The organism is Synechococcus sp. PCC 6312 (genome assembly GCF_000316685.1).
Taxonomy (GTDB): Bacteria; Cyanobacteriota; Cyanobacteriia; order Thermosynechococcales; family Thermosynechococcaceae; genus Pseudocalidococcus.
Window position 1 is genome coordinate 529,388 of sequence record NC_019680.1, and the last position, 15,536, is coordinate 544,923.

General features: G+C 50.0%; 19 protein-coding genes, 1 tRNA gene and 1 pseudogene. 10 read left to right on the top strand and 11 right to left on the bottom strand.

Going from position 1 to position 15,536, the window contains the following annotated elements; all coding sequences use genetic code 11:
- The 3 genes from SYN6312_RS02510 (at position 1) to SYN6312_RS02515 (ending at position 1,259) form a co-directional block, all read left to right on the top strand.
- Positions 1-624, top strand: coding sequence for a hypothetical protein (locus tag SYN6312_RS02510; protein WP_015123294.1), 624 nt, complete (start codon positions 1-3; stop codon positions 622-624).
- Positions 625-695: 71 nt separating this feature from the next.
- Complete coding sequence (locus tag SYN6312_RS19650) at positions 696-842, top strand: hypothetical protein (RefSeq protein ID WP_156804728.1); 147 nt, start codon at positions 696-698, stop codon at positions 840-842.
- 39 nt (positions 843-881) lie between these two features.
- Positions 882-1,259 carry a DUF1818 family protein gene (locus SYN6312_RS02515; RefSeq protein WP_015123295.1) on the top strand — a complete coding sequence of 126 codons (378 nt, stop codon included), beginning with the start codon at positions 882-884 and terminating at the stop codon, positions 1,257-1,259.
- Here the strand turns inward: SYN6312_RS02515 and SYN6312_RS02520 are convergent.
- Both SYN6312_RS02520 and SYN6312_RS02525 read right to left on the bottom strand, forming a co-directional pair.
- Positions 1,230-2,204, bottom strand: a complete 975-nt coding sequence (locus SYN6312_RS02520; RefSeq protein WP_015123296.1) for an aspartate carbamoyltransferase catalytic subunit — start codon at positions 2,202-2,204, stop codon at positions 1,230-1,232. The two genes, SYN6312_RS02515 and SYN6312_RS02520, sit on opposite strands and share 30 nt — an antisense overlap.
- A gap of 3 nt (positions 2,205-2,207) precedes the next feature.
- Positions 2,208-2,777, bottom strand: coding sequence for a phosphoribosyltransferase (locus SYN6312_RS02525; RefSeq protein ID WP_015123297.1), 570 nt, complete (start codon positions 2,775-2,777; stop codon positions 2,208-2,210).
- Positions 2,778-2,911: 134 nt separating this feature from the next.
- Between SYN6312_RS02525 and SYN6312_RS02530 the strand changes: the two genes are divergently transcribed.
- Both SYN6312_RS02530 and SYN6312_RS20695 read left to right on the top strand, forming a co-directional pair.
- On the top strand, positions 2,912-3,280 hold the full coding sequence (locus SYN6312_RS02530; RefSeq protein ID WP_015123298.1) for a hypothetical protein: 369 nt from the start codon (positions 2,912-2,914) through the stop codon (positions 3,278-3,280).
- Between the two features lie 68 nt (positions 3,281-3,348).
- A complete protein-coding gene (locus tag SYN6312_RS20695; RefSeq protein ID WP_256377485.1) occupies positions 3,349-3,483 on the top strand; it encodes a hypothetical protein in 135 nt (44 codons plus the stop codon).
- Positions 3,484-3,709: 226 nt separating this feature from the next.
- Here the strand turns inward: SYN6312_RS20695 and SYN6312_RS02540 are convergent, their stop codons facing one another.
- The 3 genes from SYN6312_RS02540 to rpsD all read right to left on the bottom strand — a co-directional run bounded on the left by SYN6312_RS02540 (position 3,710) and on the right by rpsD (position 6,098).
- On the bottom strand, positions 3,710-4,237 hold the full coding sequence (locus tag SYN6312_RS02540) for a hypothetical protein (RefSeq protein WP_156804729.1): 528 nt from the start codon (positions 4,235-4,237) through the stop codon (positions 3,710-3,712).
- 132 nt (positions 4,238-4,369) lie between these two features.
- Positions 4,370-5,464, bottom strand: coding sequence for a peptide chain release factor 1 (gene prfA, locus SYN6312_RS02545; RefSeq protein ID WP_015123299.1), 1,095 nt, complete (start codon positions 5,462-5,464; stop codon positions 4,370-4,372).
- A 25-nt stretch (positions 5,465-5,489) separates the two neighbouring features.
- Entirely contained in the window at positions 5,490-6,098 is a 609-nt protein-coding gene (gene rpsD / locus SYN6312_RS02550; RefSeq protein WP_015123300.1) for a 30S ribosomal protein S4, read from the bottom strand.
- Between the two features lie 326 nt (positions 6,099-6,424).
- Between rpsD and recA the strand changes: the two genes are divergently transcribed.
- Complete coding sequence (recA, locus tag SYN6312_RS02555) at positions 6,425-7,486, top strand: recombinase RecA (protein ID WP_015123301.1); 1,062 nt, start codon at positions 6,425-6,427, stop codon at positions 7,484-7,486.
- Here recA and SYN6312_RS02560 read toward each other — a convergent pair.
- Complete coding sequence (locus SYN6312_RS02560; RefSeq protein WP_015123302.1) at positions 7,468-8,421, bottom strand: glycosyltransferase family 2 protein; 954 nt, start codon at positions 8,419-8,421, stop codon at positions 7,468-7,470. The genes recA and SYN6312_RS02560 overlap by 19 nt on opposite strands.
- 246 nt (positions 8,422-8,667) lie before the next feature.
- A complete protein-coding gene (locus tag SYN6312_RS02565) occupies positions 8,668-8,967 on the bottom strand; it encodes a DUF3155 domain-containing protein (RefSeq protein ID WP_015123303.1) in 300 nt (99 codons plus the stop codon).
- A 251-nt stretch (positions 8,968-9,218) separates the two neighbouring features.
- Between SYN6312_RS02565 and SYN6312_RS20050 the strand changes: the two genes are divergently transcribed.
- From SYN6312_RS20050 to SYN6312_RS20265, 3 genes and pseudogenes are all read left to right on the top strand, one after another.
- The gene (locus SYN6312_RS20050; RefSeq protein WP_015123304.1) at positions 9,219-9,392 is read left to right on the top strand and encodes a hypothetical protein; all 174 of its coding nucleotides are present in this window, start codon (positions 9,219-9,221) and stop codon (positions 9,390-9,392) included.
- Positions 9,393-9,453: 61 nt separating this feature from the next.
- Entirely contained in the window at positions 9,454-9,849 is a 396-nt protein-coding gene (locus tag SYN6312_RS02570) for a hypothetical protein (protein WP_015123305.1), read from the top strand.
- 119 nt (positions 9,850-9,968) lie between these two features.
- Positions 9,969-10,394: pseudogene (locus tag SYN6312_RS20265) on the top strand (DUF6155 family protein); the annotation flags it as partial.
- An 85-nt stretch (positions 10,395-10,479) separates the two neighbouring features.
- Here SYN6312_RS20265 and SYN6312_RS02580 read toward each other — a convergent pair.
- Positions 10,480-11,448, bottom strand: coding sequence for a heme o synthase (locus SYN6312_RS02580; protein ID WP_015123306.1), 969 nt, complete (start codon positions 11,446-11,448; stop codon positions 10,480-10,482).
- Between the two features lie 36 nt (positions 11,449-11,484).
- Positions 11,485-12,447, bottom strand: a complete 963-nt coding sequence (locus SYN6312_RS02585) for a heme A synthase (protein WP_015123307.1) — start codon at positions 12,445-12,447, stop codon at positions 11,485-11,487.
- A gap of 431 nt (positions 12,448-12,878) precedes the next feature.
- Between SYN6312_RS02585 and SYN6312_RS02590 the strand changes: the two genes are divergently transcribed.
- Positions 12,879-12,950: transfer RNA gene (locus tag SYN6312_RS02590), tRNA-Cys, on the top strand.
- Between the two features lie 20 nt (positions 12,951-12,970).
- On the opposite strand, the gene SYN6312_RS02595 is transcribed toward SYN6312_RS02590, so the two are convergent.
- Entirely contained in the window at positions 12,971-15,217 is a 2,247-nt protein-coding gene (locus tag SYN6312_RS02595; RefSeq protein ID WP_015123308.1) for a heavy metal translocating P-type ATPase, read from the bottom strand.
- Positions 15,214-15,411 (bottom strand): heavy-metal-associated domain-containing protein, encoded by a 198-nt coding sequence (locus SYN6312_RS02600; RefSeq protein ID WP_015123309.1) that lies wholly within the window; start codon positions 15,409-15,411, stop codon positions 15,214-15,216. Before SYN6312_RS02600 ends, SYN6312_RS02595 begins: the two co-directional genes overlap by 4 nt.
- Positions 15,412-15,536 lie beyond the last annotated feature (125 nt).

Sequence of the window (15,536 nt, forward strand, 5' to 3'; positions counted from 1 at the left end):
ATGGGGCCCAGGTGGTTTTGGTTAACCGTTGTCTTGGTGGCAGTTGCCCTGATGGGTTTCCACAGCCAAGAGTTGATTCCTAGCAGCCAGGCCCAAACCTATCTTGGCCCCAAACAAGCGGCGAGCCAAATCTATCAAGCTCTCCCGGACTTGCCCCTGGAAAATACCTATCTCCGGCAGGATAGCGGGGCCGTTGCCACAGATAGCACCTTAGTTGAACGGTTTATCCAGTACCACACTAGTGTTAAGGGACGCTCTCCCTTTTATCGCTTCGATTGGCAGTTAACCTTTGCTGATTACTTAGGCTTGAACGATTATTTAGAGCCAGCCGCCTACCCCGGCCGAAACTTTTTAAGCACGAACCCGATGGCCCAGGATATTGCGGCCATTCAAACCCTGACCTATGCCCAACGCCAATCCCTCTTGAAAATCCTGGCCACCTTGTATGGGGATCGGGAAATAGTTCTCAGCCCGCCGGCTCAAACTGCCTCGCCGATCCCCGCTGTGGCACCCCCTACCCCCCAATTAGGGCCCGCCCCCAGGCCTGGAGAAGCTGATTTATTAGCCCCACCCCCCCAACCCCGCCCCAGGCCCACCGGAGATGCTCGTTTCCTTTTACCTTAACCAGATATTATGGGGAGAATCAGCAGTGACTGCCACATCTAAAGTCAAAATACAAAAGAAAAATTGGACAGATGCCGAATTCATGGCCCTACCTCAATCTGGTCTATCACAGTGCCCAAGAACCTGAGTATTTATTGAAGTCTGCTGATGTTCTCAGCGGTGAAGCGGTGATTTCGGGCTTAACAATTCCGATTGCAGATTTCTTTCAAGGTCTCTAATGCCCAGCGTTTTAAGACACTCTGTTGTTCTGAACCACTATGACCAAACAAATTCATCAGGGGCAGGGTTGGCGATTGGGGTGGGATCAGTCTGAGCAAGAATTTCAGGGGCTTTTAGGAACGGATAACTGGGCGGTGGAATTAACGGCTGCAGAAATGCAGGATTTCTCGACCCTTTTGCAACAACTGGCTAGCCAAATGACTGAGATGCAAGCCCATCTAATGCCGGAAGAAGCCCTGGCCTGTGAAGCGGAAACCGAGCGGGTGTGGTTAGAAGTGTCGGGTAATCCCCAGGCCTACAGTTTGAGGCTGATGCTGATTTCGGGGCGGCGGGTGGAGGGTGAATGGTCAGTGGCTGCGACGCAAGCTCTATTAACAGCGATTCAGCTATTGCCCATGACTGCCCATCAGGTATAACAAGGCCATCCGCACGGCCACGCCACTGGTAACTTGGTTTTGAATCAGGCTAAATCCGGGGTCATCCATCAACGCTGAGCTAATTTCAACACCACGATTCACAGGGCCTGGGTGCAGCACTTTCACATCCGGGTGGCAGAGTTTCAGACGTTGGTGGGTGATGCCATAGGTCTGGTGGTATTCGCGCAAACTCGGGATGAGTTGCTGCTCCATCCGCTCTTTTTGGAGGCGCAGGGTCATGACAAAATCAGCATTTTCGAGGGCGGGTTCCAACTGCCAGTGAATTTTGGCTCCATAGTTGGCAAAGCTTTTCGGGAGGAGCGTGGGTGGCCCGGCTAGATGGATTTCAGCTCCGGCGGTTTTGAGGCTATAGAGATTGGAGCGCGCTACCCGTGAATGGAGCACATCCCCGACAATGGCAACTTTTTTTCCTGCGAGACTCCCGGCCTGGGGGTTTTCTGGGTTGAGGAGGGTCGAGAGTGTGAATAAATCCAACAGGGCCTGGGAAGGATGTTCATGGCAACCGTCTCCCGCATTCAGCACACCTACTTGACCGCCTAGACGATCCATCTCAGCCGCAATAGTTGCCGGAACCCCCGATTGTTGATGGCGGATGACCATAAATTCAGTTCCCATCGCCCAGAAGGTTTTGGCCGTATCGAGAATGGTTTCCCCTTTACTCAGCGCGGAAGTCCCAGGGGCAAAGTTGAGAATATCGGCGGAGAGGCGTTTGGCGGCCAGCTCAAAACTGTTGCGGGTGCGGGTCGAGGCTTCAAAAAAAAGATTGGCAACCACCCTGGCCTGGAGTGTCGGGACTTTTTTAGTGCGACGGCTGAGGACTTCTTGGAAACTCTGGGCAGTCTTAAGGACGGTATTGAGTTCCTCCAGGCCAAAGTCAGACAGAGAAAGAATATGGCGGCGATGCCAACTGGTCGGTAAGCTCATAGGTTATTGATTTGAGACCGGAGTCAAGCCTAGTTCAGCGGCGAGTTCCTGGGCAGTCAAGACTTCATAGCGTTCAAAGGGTTGGTGAATCCAGGGATTATGAGGTAGATATTGGACAACATAATTGGGGGTAAAGACAGAGCAAGCCTTTTGCCACAGTACCGCCGTTTTGACTTCTTCCACATAAAAGCCATAACTCCGGTCTAGCCAGGCCAAGCTTTTTTGCATCGTGATCCCCGAATCCACCAAGTCATCCACAATTAAAACCCGGCTCCCCAGATTTGGCGTAGTCATTGTTAAGTCACGACTAAAGGTAACGGATCCGCGCACCCGATTTCCCTCTCCCCCATAGGAAGATACAGCCAAAATCGCCATCGGTTGATTAAATAAGCGACTCAGCAAATCCCCAACCCGTAAGCCCCCTTTAGCCAAGCAGAGAATCTGATTAAACTCCCATCCCGATTGATAAATTTTGACGGCCAACGCCTCAATCAACCGATGATAATCATCCCAACTCACCCATAGATCGGTCGCTGGGGAGGATAAAGCAGCATTGGTTAAGGCTTGAGACACAAGATCACATCCAAGGGAGTGTATAGAGTGAAGCAAAATTAAGCAATTTATCGGTATAGTGCGATTAGAGACCCCAACTGAGTCCCAACCCCTCAGCACCCTTAAATTATTTTAGCCAGTTCAGGAATTATCCCATGAGCAATCCAAATCCAGTGGAACTTGTCCAAAAAAGCTATTATGCAGCCATTGGGGCAGTCTCTTCCGTGGTGGAATCTGTCCAAGATAGCCAAAAACGGGATGCCACCCTGGCCCAAGTCCAACAACTGATTACCAATCCCTCCAGCGATAAGATTCATGCTGTTGCTAAAACTTTGGCCGAAAAAGGTCAGGTGACGGAGCAGCAGGCCCGCAAATTTGTGGACACAATCCTCGATAATCGTTCTGTCCCGACAACCGCCAAACCGGCCTCTAGCACCACCCAACAACTCCAGGCCGAGTTGATTGCCTTGACCCAAACCTTAGCGAATCTGCGCGGACAACTGGAAACCCCCGCCAGCCCTTAGTTTAGAAATCTCAGCCCACGCCGATGCCATTATCAGGAGCCGCACGCCTTTTTTGGGGACTGGCCGGATTGAGCCTAGTCCTTTACCTTCTACGTGGGTTTAATGTTCTGGCCTTACCTGGGGCCTGGTTCATGGGCCTGGGCCTGGTAACGTTTTTTGTTGGCCTGTTTGCCCTGCGGGTCAGTATTCGGAGGAGATATTGATCCCGAATCTCCTTTGAAACGTCATTTGAAGACAATGCAAATGCAAATAGGTAGAGTATAAAAACACTAATGAATTTGACAGGAATTCAATATCCAATTTTCAATTTGCATCCATACGGGCACTCCCTCAAACAATGACTCCTAGACTGCCAAGCATTGTAGAACAAAGCCAATACACCGTTATGCAGATTGTCATAAGATTTGATTAAAAGTCCCTGATTTAGGCTCACCTCAACTCTGTCTTGATTTTCTTGGCTCGCCCCGCAACAGATTTCCTAGGATCGTGAGCCAATCTCTCTAAATGTGGCAATAACCACTCTTTCAATATCGAGTCCTTTTTTGCCCATTTACTTAGGGTATCCATCGTATTATTTAAGACGATCCAATCTGTGTAAGTTTCAAGATTTTTTTGAAGAATCTTCTTCGCATTGTTTTTCTGCGTCTCTGACATAAAGACCGAAAGAGTCTGAAATAAATTTGCCAAAGTCCACTGCGCTGAGGGTTGCTTAATATTTGATATTTCAGAAATAAGTTTATCAATATACGGAATAAGCCATTCAGGATTTTCTAAAGATATTCTCTTAATGGCATTAGATGTGCGAAGTCGAACAACTTCATCAGCACTGAAATAACAATTGTATAAATCCAAAAGTCTTGTGGAATCAGTCAATACTATATTAACCACCTCAATTGTTCTACCAAGAGAGTTTGGATGCCCTCCTGTAAGCATTTCTTCAAAAGATTCACTTGTCATACCCATCTTTTCTTTAAGCTAAGGCTGCTTTCCCTCAAACATTGTAGGTTATCCAGTAGAGGGGCTTTATTTCTGCATAACTCGCTGGGAAGCAACATAGCCCCATCGATCACAGGATAAGTTTACTCAGATTTAGTTTTGTTCGGCAGCCAGTTGGGCGAGTTGGGCTTGTTGATCTTTGCTGATACAGGCCTGGATGATTGAGTCAATCTCACCTTCCAAGGCAGACCCTAAACTGAAGTTTTCGCCCAAACGGTGATCTGTGACACGATCGTCCTTATAGTTATAGGTGCGAATTTTCTCAGACCGATCCCCTGTGCCCACCTGTGACCGGCGTAGATCTGTGATGGCCCCCTGCTGTTCCCGGAGTTTGATGTCGTACAACTTGGCCCGGAGAATTTGCATGGCCCGTTCTTTGTTTTTCAGTTGCGAGCGTTCTTCCGTACAAAAAATCCGAATCCCCGTAGGTTTGTGGAATAAATCAACGGCTGTTTCAACCTTGTTAACGTTTTGCCCCCCTGCCCCACCGGAGCGAGCCGTACTCATTTCAATATCTTTCGGGTCAATTTGAACTTCCACTTCATCCACTTCCGGCATAATCGCAACAGTCGCAGTGGAGGTATGAACCCGCCCCCCAGCTTCAGTCGCTGGCACCCGCTGCACCCGATGCACCCCCGCCTCATATTTCAACTTGCTATAGACCCGTTCCCCTTTGATTTCCAAGATGGCCTCTTTGAAGCCCCCCATTTCCGCCAAGGATTCACTGACTAAGCTCACCTGCCAGGCCTGGGTTTTGGCGTATTTGGAATAGAGTCGAACCAAATCCCCGACCCAAATTCCAGCTTCATCCCCACCGGCTCCAGCCCGAATTTCTAACATGATGTTTTTGTCATCATTGGGATCCCGGGGCAAGAGGAGGACTTTGAGTTGGCTTTCCAGGCTCTCGACCGTTTGGCTCAGTTCCGTGACTTCCTCCTCCACGAGTTGCCGCAACTCTACATCGGATGCAGACTCCCGCAGCAGTTGCTTGGCTTCGCTGAGTTCTTGGGTGGCTTTTTTCCAGGCCCCGTAAGTATCAACAGTTTCCTCTAGAGCCGCCCGATGCCTTGCCACCTTTTGAAACTCATCAGGGTTCACAGCCACATCTGGGTCGGCCATTCGCTTGGTGAGTTCCTCAAAGGTTTGTTCGACTGACCGGAGTTTATCCAGCAAATAGGCTTCTGCCATGATGACCACCGGAGTTGAGCAGGGATTAAACCTTACGGGAGTAGTATTCTACCACCAGCAGTTCATTGACTTGCAAGGCCACCCATTCCCGCTCGACAACGCCATTGACTTTGCCCGTGAAGGTATTTTTATCAAACTCTAAATGGGTCGGGAGATTAGCCAGGCCTGGGCTTTGTAAGTTAGCCTCCACGAGTTGCCGTGAGTTATCCCGTTGGCGCACCCCAATGATTTCACCCGGACGGACTTGATAGCTAGGAATTGAAACGGCCCGCCCATTCACAGTGATATGGCCATGGTTGACGAGTTGGCGAGCGGCTGGAATTGTCGGGGCCATGCCCATCCGAAAAACCGTATTATCCAAACGCATTTCCAACAGTTGGAGTAGGGCTGTTCCGGTTGAACCACTGACCCGCCGAGCTTTACGGACATAGCGAACCAGTTGCCGCTCCGACACGCCATAGTTAAACCGCAGCTTTTGTTTTTCTTCAAGCCGAGTTGCATATTCTGATTTTTTCTTGCGGGCCTGACCGTGCTGTCCGGGGGGATAAGACCGTTTCGGAGATTTACGGGTCAGTCCAGCTAATTCACCAAGGCGGCGGACAATTCTCAGGCGGGGGCCACGATATCGAGCCATGTAACGTTCCTTACTGTGGGTATCCTACTAAGCAAAAGTTGAGCGATGCCGAGGGCGATAATAACCCTGGGAATTGCTTAAAACCAGGCCTGGGTTGTGTGAAAAATCCCAATACCGGGTAAGTCTTTCTAGTATAGGGGGCAATGACCACCCAAGCAAGTCCCGATTTGGGATCACCGTAGAATAGCAGGCCAGCTTGACTTCTGAGGCTAATTCCTGAGTCCGTCAGAGGGCATCGCCCACCCAATTCAGGGAGTCAGTTAGCCTGATGCTATACCTTAAGATAGGTGAATTGACCAGCAATCTAGCAATTGAACGAGGCCCCTATGGCAGATGTGGCAAGCAGTCCTGAGAAGCAAAAAGCCCTCAACTTAGTTGTCAACCAAATCGAAAAAAGTTTTGGTAAAGGCAGCATTATGCGGCTGGGAGATGCCACTCGCATGAGGGTGGAAACCACTCCCACCGGGGCTTTAACCTTAGATTTGGCCTTGGGCGGTGGGATTCCCCGCGGGCGTGTCATCGAAATCTATGGGCCAGAAAGTTCCGGGAAAACAACCCTCGCCCTGCACGCCGTGGCCGAAATTCAAAAAGCCGGGGGAGTGGCCGCCTTTGTAGATGCAGAACACGCCTTGGATCCAACCTATGCTGCGGCTCTGGGAGTAGATATTGAAAACCTCCTGGTGGCCCAACCCGATACGGGGGAAGCGGGCCTGGAAATTGTCGATCAACTGGTGCGCTCAACGGCTGTGGATGTGGTGGTGGTGGACTCGGTGGCAGCCCTAGTTCCACGGGCAGAAATTGAAGGCGAAATGGGGGATACCCACGTTGGCCTCCAGGCCCGATTGATGAGCCAGGCCCTGCGAAAAATTACGGGGAATATCGGTAAAACTGGCTGCACCGTGATTTTCTTAAACCAACTCCGGCAGAAAATTGGCGTCACCTATGGGAATCCCGAAACCACGACGGGGGGTAACGCCCTCAAGTTCTATGCTTCGGTACGCTTAGATATTCGCCGAGTCCAGACCCTTAAAAAAGGCACAGAAGAATTTGGAATTCGAGCCAAGGTCAAAGTGGCTAAAAACAAGGTCGCTCCCCCCTTCCGCGTTGCTGAGTTCGATGTCATCTTTGGGAAGGGCATTTCCAGCCTCGGCTGCATTGTTGATATGGCCGAAGAAACCAATGTCATCACAAGGCGCGGGGCCTGGTACAGCTATGAGGGAGATAATATTGCCCAAGGCCGGGACAATACGATCAAATACCTCGAAGATAATCCCGAGTTTGCTCGGAAAGTGGAGAACCTAGTGCGAGAAAAACTGGATAAAGGGGCTGTAGTTTCGGCAAATTCCGTCGCCCATCCCCATGATGAAGCTCAAGTAGAGGAAGATTGAGCTAGTTGCCATTCCCGATAGGCCCCATAAACCCCTTGGACGTTATACCAATTCAGGAAAATCCGGGCTACCTCTAGGGCTAGCTGGGGTTTACCGCGGTCAATTAACCATTGCAAGACTGGGGCTAACGTCCGTTCATTGAGTTGCCCGCCCAAGGATAAAAGTCCCCATAAAATCCGATGGAGCCAGGTCATTTGAATCATGAGGCGGACATCAAAGGTGGGATGCTTCTGATAAAAAATCACTCCCATCCGCCCCCGTTGAATTTCCTGGTCAATCAGGTGGGGAATTTGTTGCAAGCTAAAGGGAGGATGCCAATGATAGCCAACCGCAGTGGGAGCTTTGATGAGTTTCAGACCCATGTTTTTCAGGCGTACCCCCAGTTCCAAATCCTCCCAACCGTAGAGGGTAAAGCTGCGATCAAAGAGGCCGGCTTCGATTAACCAATGACGGGCAATGGCAACATTTCCGGTGGCAAAAAAGGCAGCCGAAAAGTCGGTAATTTTGTAGGGTTCGGCGGTGGGTTCCTCAAAATTAGAGGTATTAATCACCCGACCGTAGGTAAAACAGCGATCATGCCCCAGTTCTTTTTGTCCTTGACCCAGGGCAATGGCATGGGCTTGGAGAAACGTTTCCGTGACAACCAAATCACTATCAATAAAAATAATCGTGTCCCCTTGGGCCTGGAGAACCCCTAAATTGCGGGCTGCAGCTGGCCCTTGATGATCTTGCCGAAATAGTCGGACATGGGGGAATTCTGTCGGGTTGGCCTGGAGCCACGGAACGGTGCTATCCGTCGAGCCATCATCAACCACTACCACCTCATAGCCATCAATTCCCAGATTGGCCCCGTAGGACTGGGCTTCCAGGCCCCGCAAACACTTTTCTAAAATTGGCAGACGATTGTAGGTCGGAATGACAACACTGAAAAACATAACGCGCAACCGTGACTATACCTTTAGCCTACAGGCCACCCAGAATAATCAGGTATGAATAATAATTTTCTCTGGGGTAATATCTGTGGGTAGGTACAAATCTCCACAGGAAAATATTGAGCCAGGCCAGGAAATTTCTTGAAACCTCAAAAAACTCCGCAACCGGACTCAACCAATTTTATTAAAATGTTATCAACTTAAAGAGTGCTGGAGAGTGGAGTGAACAGAGACATTAATCCGTAGAAATTAGCCCGCTGCTACCTTTTCTTCTGCTAGCTCTCGAAGACTGGGAAAGAGAAAATGATTCTCTTCAACATACTGAGCCCCAAACAACCCTTTCTCCGCCCAAAAATAGCGATCCGTGGTGTGTTCGTTGCGTTTGACAAGGAGTAGTGCAGGAGGAGGGATTTCCTTTGATTGAATAAACTTGCGGGCCGCCGTTACAGGTTTGTCCTCACCACTTTCAATGCTAAATTGAGGTACACACTCCAAGATTCTCCGTCCCTCAAGACGACGACGACTTTTCCGCTTACGCCTTCTGGCCAAGTTGCTTTACCTCCTTATGCCATGCGAGTTTGTTGTGAGCTATACAAAATTCGACTTCAAGTATATCCGGTCACTCTTGGGAATTTCAACTTTTCTTAATTCTTTGATACACATTTTATTCATTCGACTTATATCTAATAGAATATAAAGGCCATCTTAGAGAACTGTTAAGGGATTAGGAGAGCGTTGAGGCAGAGTCGGTTGTGGTTTAGCTGTATTGTTCATTAGAGATTTTGGGGGGCTAGAATTCCATGATGATTCAGCGATTGATTGACCGAGTGCAAAGCACAAAAGTGTTGACATCATCCCTAACAAACCAAATTAGTCAATTACTCTGGAAACGAGATTATGATAGTCAGGATATGGAAGCCTTAGCTCAGTTGATGGATGCCCTCGATATGGGTGAAATTCTAGAAAAGTTCTAACCGAGGATCACGGTAAACTTGAATCGTCATCTAGTTTGGAATATTGAGGGGTCATTGATTGATGAATAAGCTGTTCTCGGCCTTGGTTTTATCGGGTTTTGTCTGGATGGGTTCGGCTTCTCTAGCTTTATCCCAATCTGCACCCCCACCCGATCTGTCTTTAATTGGTGCAGAGGATGCGAACAAACTTGGCCTGACTCCGCCCCAAATCAAGGGCATTGTTCAACTCCAAAAACAGATTCACAGCAATATTGAGGGGATTCTAACTCCACCGCAACTACAAAAGTTCCAGGCCAGCTTGTCCCAAGGCGCAACCACCCGTGATGCCCTAAAATCCGCTGATCTTAACATTCGCCAAAAAGTCCGAGTTAAGAATGTTATGGAAGGAGCAATCGCCGAACTGAAAACTATCTTGACCCCAGCCCAATTTGCGGAGATTCAAGCCAAGCTGCAATAGCGATTGATATGACCAACACCTCGACTAAAGTTTCTACCTTAAAACGTCACCTTAATGATTTATCCAAAGCCGATTTAATGGCCGAAGTAGTTGAGTTGTTCAATTAGTTCTCGGTTGTTAAAAGCTATTACCAGGCCCGGCTTTCTCCCCTGGGGGATGTTGAACTGAGTAACGACTATAAAGCCATCATCAAACATGAGTTTTTCCCAGAGCGCGGGTATGGTAAAGCAAGACTCTCCGTCGCTCGCAAGGCGGTTCTAGAATTTAAGAAGGTGGCTGGCACAAGCGTTTTGCAAGCTGATTTGATGATCTATTATGTCGAAATGGGTGTGAAATTCACCAACGCCTACGGGGATATTGAAGAACCTTTTTATAACAGCATGGAGAGTATGTATCTCAACGCAGCTAAGTTTATTGTTAGGCACGAACTACAATCTCTATTTCAAGAGAGGTGTCAAGAACTAGTCACTGAGACAAGAGGGATTGGTTGGGGCTTCCATGATATGCTTTCTGAAATTTATGAAGAACATTTTAAGTCCGCATAACACTAGGATATTTTGAACTGCTTCGTGATGATTGTAGGAGTGATAATCCGTTGAGATCCCATAAAATGAAAAAACAGCCCAGAAACTATAAACAGAGAGCCACAAGGGTTTTCACCTGAGATGTAAGATTGGCAATGAAAGTTTGGGTGACGGGTAAACTATCCACCACCAGGCCCACACACAGAACCATCATGTAGAGAATTGAAAACTTAAACAATGAGCGGGCCCGATCTTTATCCCCAGGAGCTTGCATTAAATCCCAGGCCCGGTAGATGAAACCCACTCCTAACCCAACGGCCACTAAACCATAGAGCCACCCCGCCACATGACAGGGATAGACTAGCAATAGACTTGTTGGCAGAAGGACGAGAGTGTAGATAAAAATTTGCTTAGCTGTCGGCCCATCCCCATTCACCACGGGCAACATGGGGACATTCACCTTGGCATAGTCTTCTTGGATCAGCATCGCCAAGGGCCAAAAGTGGGGCGGAGTCCAGACAAAGATGATGGCAAATAAGACCCAGGCCGGCCAACTCAGTTCTCCAGTCACAGCGGCCCAACCCACTAAGGGCGGAATGGCCCCAGCCGCACCCCCAATGACAATATTTTGGGGAGAGGATCGCTTCAGCCAATGGGTATAGACAGCTACATAGACAACTATCCCAGCCATCGCTAAACCAGCACTGAGGAGATTGGCAAAAATGGAGAGGAGGGCAAATGAGGTCACGGCTAAGGCCCCAGCAAATACTAAGGACTCCCAAGGTTGGATCCGCCCGGCGGGTAGGGGCCGAGAACTGGTTCGTTCCATGATCTGGTCAATGTCCCGGTCATAGAAGCAATTAATAGTATTAGCCGCCGCCGCCGCCAAAGCCCCACTCACCAAGGTCACCAGCAGGAGCAGCGGATTAACAGCCCCCTGACTGGCCACTTCCATCGCTGCGGCCGTGGTAATTAAAAATAGCAAAATTAAGCGGGGCTTCGTCAGTTGGTAATAGTCGCCCAAAATGGCAAATAGGTGACGCTGGCCTGGTGTTGTCCAAGTCGTATCTTGCATAGGGAATATCCGTAAAGCTAAATCAGTGAACCAGAGTCATGAGGGGGAAAAAGGAGCCGATTTTTCCAGGGAAGTCGTGGTGAAGTCTCGGGCGACAAAGGTTGTAAAGGCCACTAAAGTCCCTAATAAGGCAGCCCCAACCATTTGATGGGCCACGGTTAGGGCCGGGATGGCCAATTTGAGGTTATAAGTCGTACTGCCCAAGAAAATCTGCAACAGCAAACAGAGAAAGATGAGTTGCCCCAGTTGACGCAACAGGGGATGTAGGGCCGCTTGTCGCCAGGCCAGTATCCCCACCACCAAGGAGGCTAAACTTGCTGGAACAACCCCCACTAGATGACTATTCATGACCCCACAAAGCCGATCACCATAAAGACACTGGTGTAAAGCCCATTGGGAAGACGCTAGCCCACCTAAAATACTTTGGCAATAAACAAGGACTGCCGCCCCCAGGCCCCAGCCTTTCAACCAGCCCGCTGTACCGACTCCTTGATAGGGTGTTAACCAGGCCGTGAGGACAACCAAGGTGCAAAAGAACAACAGGCCGGTTCCCAAATGGGCCGTGACAATTTCAAAGCGGAGTAGTTCTGTCACTGTTAGTCCGCCTAATATGCCTTGAACAATCACCAGGAGTAAACTAAAGCTCGCTAAGACAGCCCAACCCTTGGGAACATGGGCCCGCCAGTACCAGGCCAACCCAGTGAGTCCAATGGCAAACACCCCCATACTGGTGGCAATCAGGCGATGAAACCACTCCAAAAAGACTTGCAAGTTCATCTGCTGCTTCGGAATTAGCTCGCCATAGCAGAGGGGCCAATCGGGACAAGCTAAACCCGCTTCCATCACCCGTGTGGCACTACCAACCCCCATCAGAAAGAGGGTCATGACAGTCATTAACACCACAAGGCGATAGAGCCAGGCCTGGGCAATGGTTTTGGCAGCATCTAGGTTTGGGGGTTTAGGAGAACCCGAGGGAGTTAGGGTCAGTCGTTCCAGCATAGGCGGTTAGGCAGTGAGACTCGTCTCGAAATACACTCCCCATAGTAGAGAGGGTTTCCCTGGGGATCAGAAAAATCGTGAAAATCTATAGCTTTTCTTTAAGTTTGAAGCGGAGTATATACTTTTGTAACTATAGTGTTACTCATTTAGGACTCTTATTGGGACAAGTCAGGTAATGCTTTATGGACAGTGTTTTTAAGATTTCTACTCTCTCAGAACGATCTGCGTAACACTAAAGATTCAGATTGAGATTCCAGGCCAATGGCATCAGGAGGTCGGGATTAGGTTTCAAGTGTCCCAAGGTTGCAGCCCCCTGTGCAGATTGATCTGTAAGCGGGACTCAATCGCATAGTTTATCCTAGCTGCGGTGACTACTTTGCCTGGGCTATAGAACTGTTATATTAAAGAATCTGGGTCATGAACTCCGGCCTGGCGGCATAGCCAAGTGGTAAGGCAGAGGTCTGCAAAACCTTTATCCCCCAGTTCGAATCTGGGTGCCGCCTTTTCAGGTCAAAGAATTTTCTTATCTTGATGGATATTGGTCGGGCTGGAACCCTTGTAAGCGCAGAGCATTCGTTACAACCGAGATAGAACTGAAGGCCATGGCTCCCCCCGCGAGAATGGGATTTAAGAGCCACCCCCAGATCGGATAAAACAGCCCCGCCGCAACTGGAATGCCAATGCCGTTATAGATGAGGGCAAAAAAGAGGTTTTGGTGGATATTCCGGAGAGTAGCTCTGGATAATTGAATGGCGGTGACAATAGCTTGGAGATCCCCGGAAATTAGGGTAATGTCACTGGCGGCAATGGCCACATCAGTCCCTGTACCAATGGCAATCCCTACGTTGGCCTGGGCTAAGGCGGGTGCATCGTTAATCCCATCCCCGACCATGGCCACAATCTGTCCCTGGGCCTGGAGTTTTTCGATCATGGCCGCTTTGGCAGCAGGTTTGACTTCGGCCAACACCTCCTTAATACCCACTTCTGCGGCAATGGCCTGGGCCGTATCCCAACGATCTCCTGTCAACATGACTACTTTTAAGCCCATCCGTTGGAGGGTTTGCACAACTGATGAGGATGAGGGTTTCAGGCTATCGGTAATTCCCACCAGGCCCTGCATTTCACCGTTAATCGCAATCCCAATCCAACTGTGATCTTGGGCTAACGCTGGGGGTAAGAACGATGCCGGAATGTGCAGGGATTCTAACCAAGTCAAGCTGCCCACCTGGACAAAATTCTGATTGACGTTCCCTTGCACTCCTTCACCCGGCCAGGCCTGGAACATCTCGGCATCGGGAATGGGAACTGCTTGGGATTGGGCATAGTTGACAATGGCCTGGGCGAGGGGATGCTCAGATAGCCGTTCCACCGCCGCAGTTTGAGCGATCAGGGTTTGGGTTTCTGGGGTGGTCAGGTCCGGTCGGGTTAGCCAGTGGGTTACGGTTGGTTTGCCCTGGGTCAGCGTTCCCGTTTTATCAAGAACAATGGTTTGAATCTTGGCGGCCAGTTCTAAGCTATCCGCCCCTTTAATTAAAATTCCATATTCGGCTCCTTTGCCTGTCCCCACCATGATCGAAGTCGGAGTGGCCAGGCCAAGGGCGCAGGGGCAAGCAATGATCAGGACTTGGATGAGGGTGAATAGGGCTAAGGTCAGGTTTCCCGTCAGCAGCCACCAGGCTAGGAAGGTCACAAGGGCAATGCCAATCACGACTGGGACAAACCAGGCCATGACTTGATCGGCACGGCGTTGAATGGGGGCGCGACTATTTTGGGCCTGCTGCACCAGTTGAACCATCTGGGCTAAAAACGTCTCCCGGCCAACTTTTGTCACTTGTACCTGTAAGCTACCCGACTGATTGAGAGTCGCCCCAATCACCGCGTCCCCTGGCTGCTTAAAAACAGGTTGGCTTTCCCCAGTAACCAGGGCTTCATCAACATTGGACTGCCCCCCTAGAACAATTCCATCTAAGGGAATTTTTTCACCCGGCCGGATCAACACCACATCCCCCACCTGTATCGCCGTAGTCGCAATTTCAAGGTCTCCCTCAGGACGGACGACTCGGGCTGTTTGCGGTTGTAAGCCAATGAGTTGTCGAATGGACTGGGACGTTTGCCGTTTAGCCCGTTGTTCTAAGTACCGCCCCAGAAGCACCAAGGTAATGACAATGGCGGCCACTTCAAAGTAAACATGGTGGTCTAGACCCAATTGGGCGGCCCAGGCCGGGAAAAAAGTTAACACCAAGGAGTAGCCATAGGCCGCACTGGTTCCCAAGCTGACTAAGGTGTCCATTGTGGCGGTTCGATGTTGGGCGGCTATCCAGGCCTGGCGATAGAATGCCCCCCCCACCCAAAACTGGATCGGTGTCGCCAGAAGAGCCTGTACCCACGCGGATTGTAAGAACTGGGGAATGCCTGGATCCCAGCCCAGCATCATGGGTAATGCCCCCAAGACGATCAAAATACTTAAGCCACTGCCCCAATACACTTGCTGCCGGAGTTGACGTTGGGATTGTCGCCAGGCCTGGTTTTCGGTAGTTGAATCCATGAGCAGGGCGAGGGGGTCTTCGATGTAGGTCGCGCCATACCCGACGGCTTGGACGGCCTGTTCTAAATCCGCAATCGTTGTTAGGGTAGGGTCAAGTTCTACGCTGGCTTGGGTGGTAGCAAAATTGACGTGACATTCTCGTACCCCTGGTAAGGCTTGGATCGCGTTAGTAATGGTTTGGACACAGGCCCCGCAGCGTACCCCAGTGAGTTGGAGGGTGATCATTGGACGGCATACCCGGCCTGGATAATTGCAGCCCGAATAGCAGCCTCCTGGGCCTGGGAGATGACTCTGACTACTTTTGTCTCCAAGTCGGCGGTAATTTCGGCATCGGCATCAAGGGCCTGGATGGCCTGGCGAATCAGATCACCGCAACCCTCACAGACCATATCTGTCACATAAAACTGATAGCTCTGCATGACTTCTGCCTCCAGCCTCGGAAACTCTACCTTTCATGCTAGGGCCTTTGACAGGGGGTAAAACCAAGCCCAGGAAATCCACACTGCCTGATGTTTTACTTCAGCCATAGGGTGCGGCTATGATC

Coding starts and splice junctions, on each gene's coding strand:
- SYN6312_RS02510 (WP_015123294.1), top strand. CDS start 1: ATGGGGCCCAGGTGGTTTTGGTTAACCGTTGTCTTGGTGGCAGTTGCC.
- SYN6312_RS19650 (WP_156804728.1), top strand. CDS start 696: ATGCCGAATTCATGGCCCTACCTCAATCTGGTCTATCACAGTGCCCAA.
- SYN6312_RS02515 (WP_015123295.1), top strand. CDS start 882: ATGACCAAACAAATTCATCAGGGGCAGGGTTGGCGATTGGGGTGGGAT.
- SYN6312_RS02520 (WP_015123296.1), bottom strand. CDS start 2,204: ATGAGCTTACCGACCAGTTGGCATCGCCGCCATATTCTTTCTCTGTCT.
- SYN6312_RS02530 (WP_015123298.1), top strand. CDS start 2,912: ATGAGCAATCCAAATCCAGTGGAACTTGTCCAAAAAAGCTATTATGCA.
- SYN6312_RS02540 (WP_156804729.1), bottom strand. CDS start 4,237: ATGACAAGTGAATCTTTTGAAGAAATGCTTACAGGAGGGCATCCAAAC.
- prfA (WP_015123299.1), bottom strand. CDS start 5,464: ATGGCAGAAGCCTATTTGCTGGATAAACTCCGGTCAGTCGAACAAACC.
- rpsD (WP_015123300.1), bottom strand. CDS start 6,098: ATGGCTCGATATCGTGGCCCCCGCCTGAGAATTGTCCGCCGCCTTGGT.
- recA (WP_015123301.1), top strand. CDS start 6,425: ATGGCAGATGTGGCAAGCAGTCCTGAGAAGCAAAAAGCCCTCAACTTA.
- SYN6312_RS02560 (WP_015123302.1), bottom strand. CDS start 8,421: ATGTTTTTCAGTGTTGTCATTCCGACCTACAATCGTCTGCCAATTTTA.
- SYN6312_RS20050 (WP_015123304.1), top strand. CDS start 9,219: ATGATGATTCAGCGATTGATTGACCGAGTGCAAAGCACAAAAGTGTTG.
- SYN6312_RS02570 (WP_015123305.1), top strand. CDS start 9,454: ATGAATAAGCTGTTCTCGGCCTTGGTTTTATCGGGTTTTGTCTGGATG.
- SYN6312_RS02580 (WP_015123306.1), bottom strand. CDS start 11,448: ATGCAAGATACGACTTGGACAACACCAGGCCAGCGTCACCTATTTGCC.
- SYN6312_RS02585 (WP_015123307.1), bottom strand. CDS start 12,447: ATGCTGGAACGACTGACCCTAACTCCCTCGGGTTCTCCTAAACCCCCA.
- SYN6312_RS02595 (WP_015123308.1), bottom strand. CDS start 15,217: ATGATCACCCTCCAACTCACTGGGGTACGCTGCGGGGCCTGTGTCCAA.
- SYN6312_RS02600 (WP_015123309.1), bottom strand. CDS start 15,411: ATGCAGAGCTATCAGTTTTATGTGACAGATATGGTCTGTGAGGGTTGC.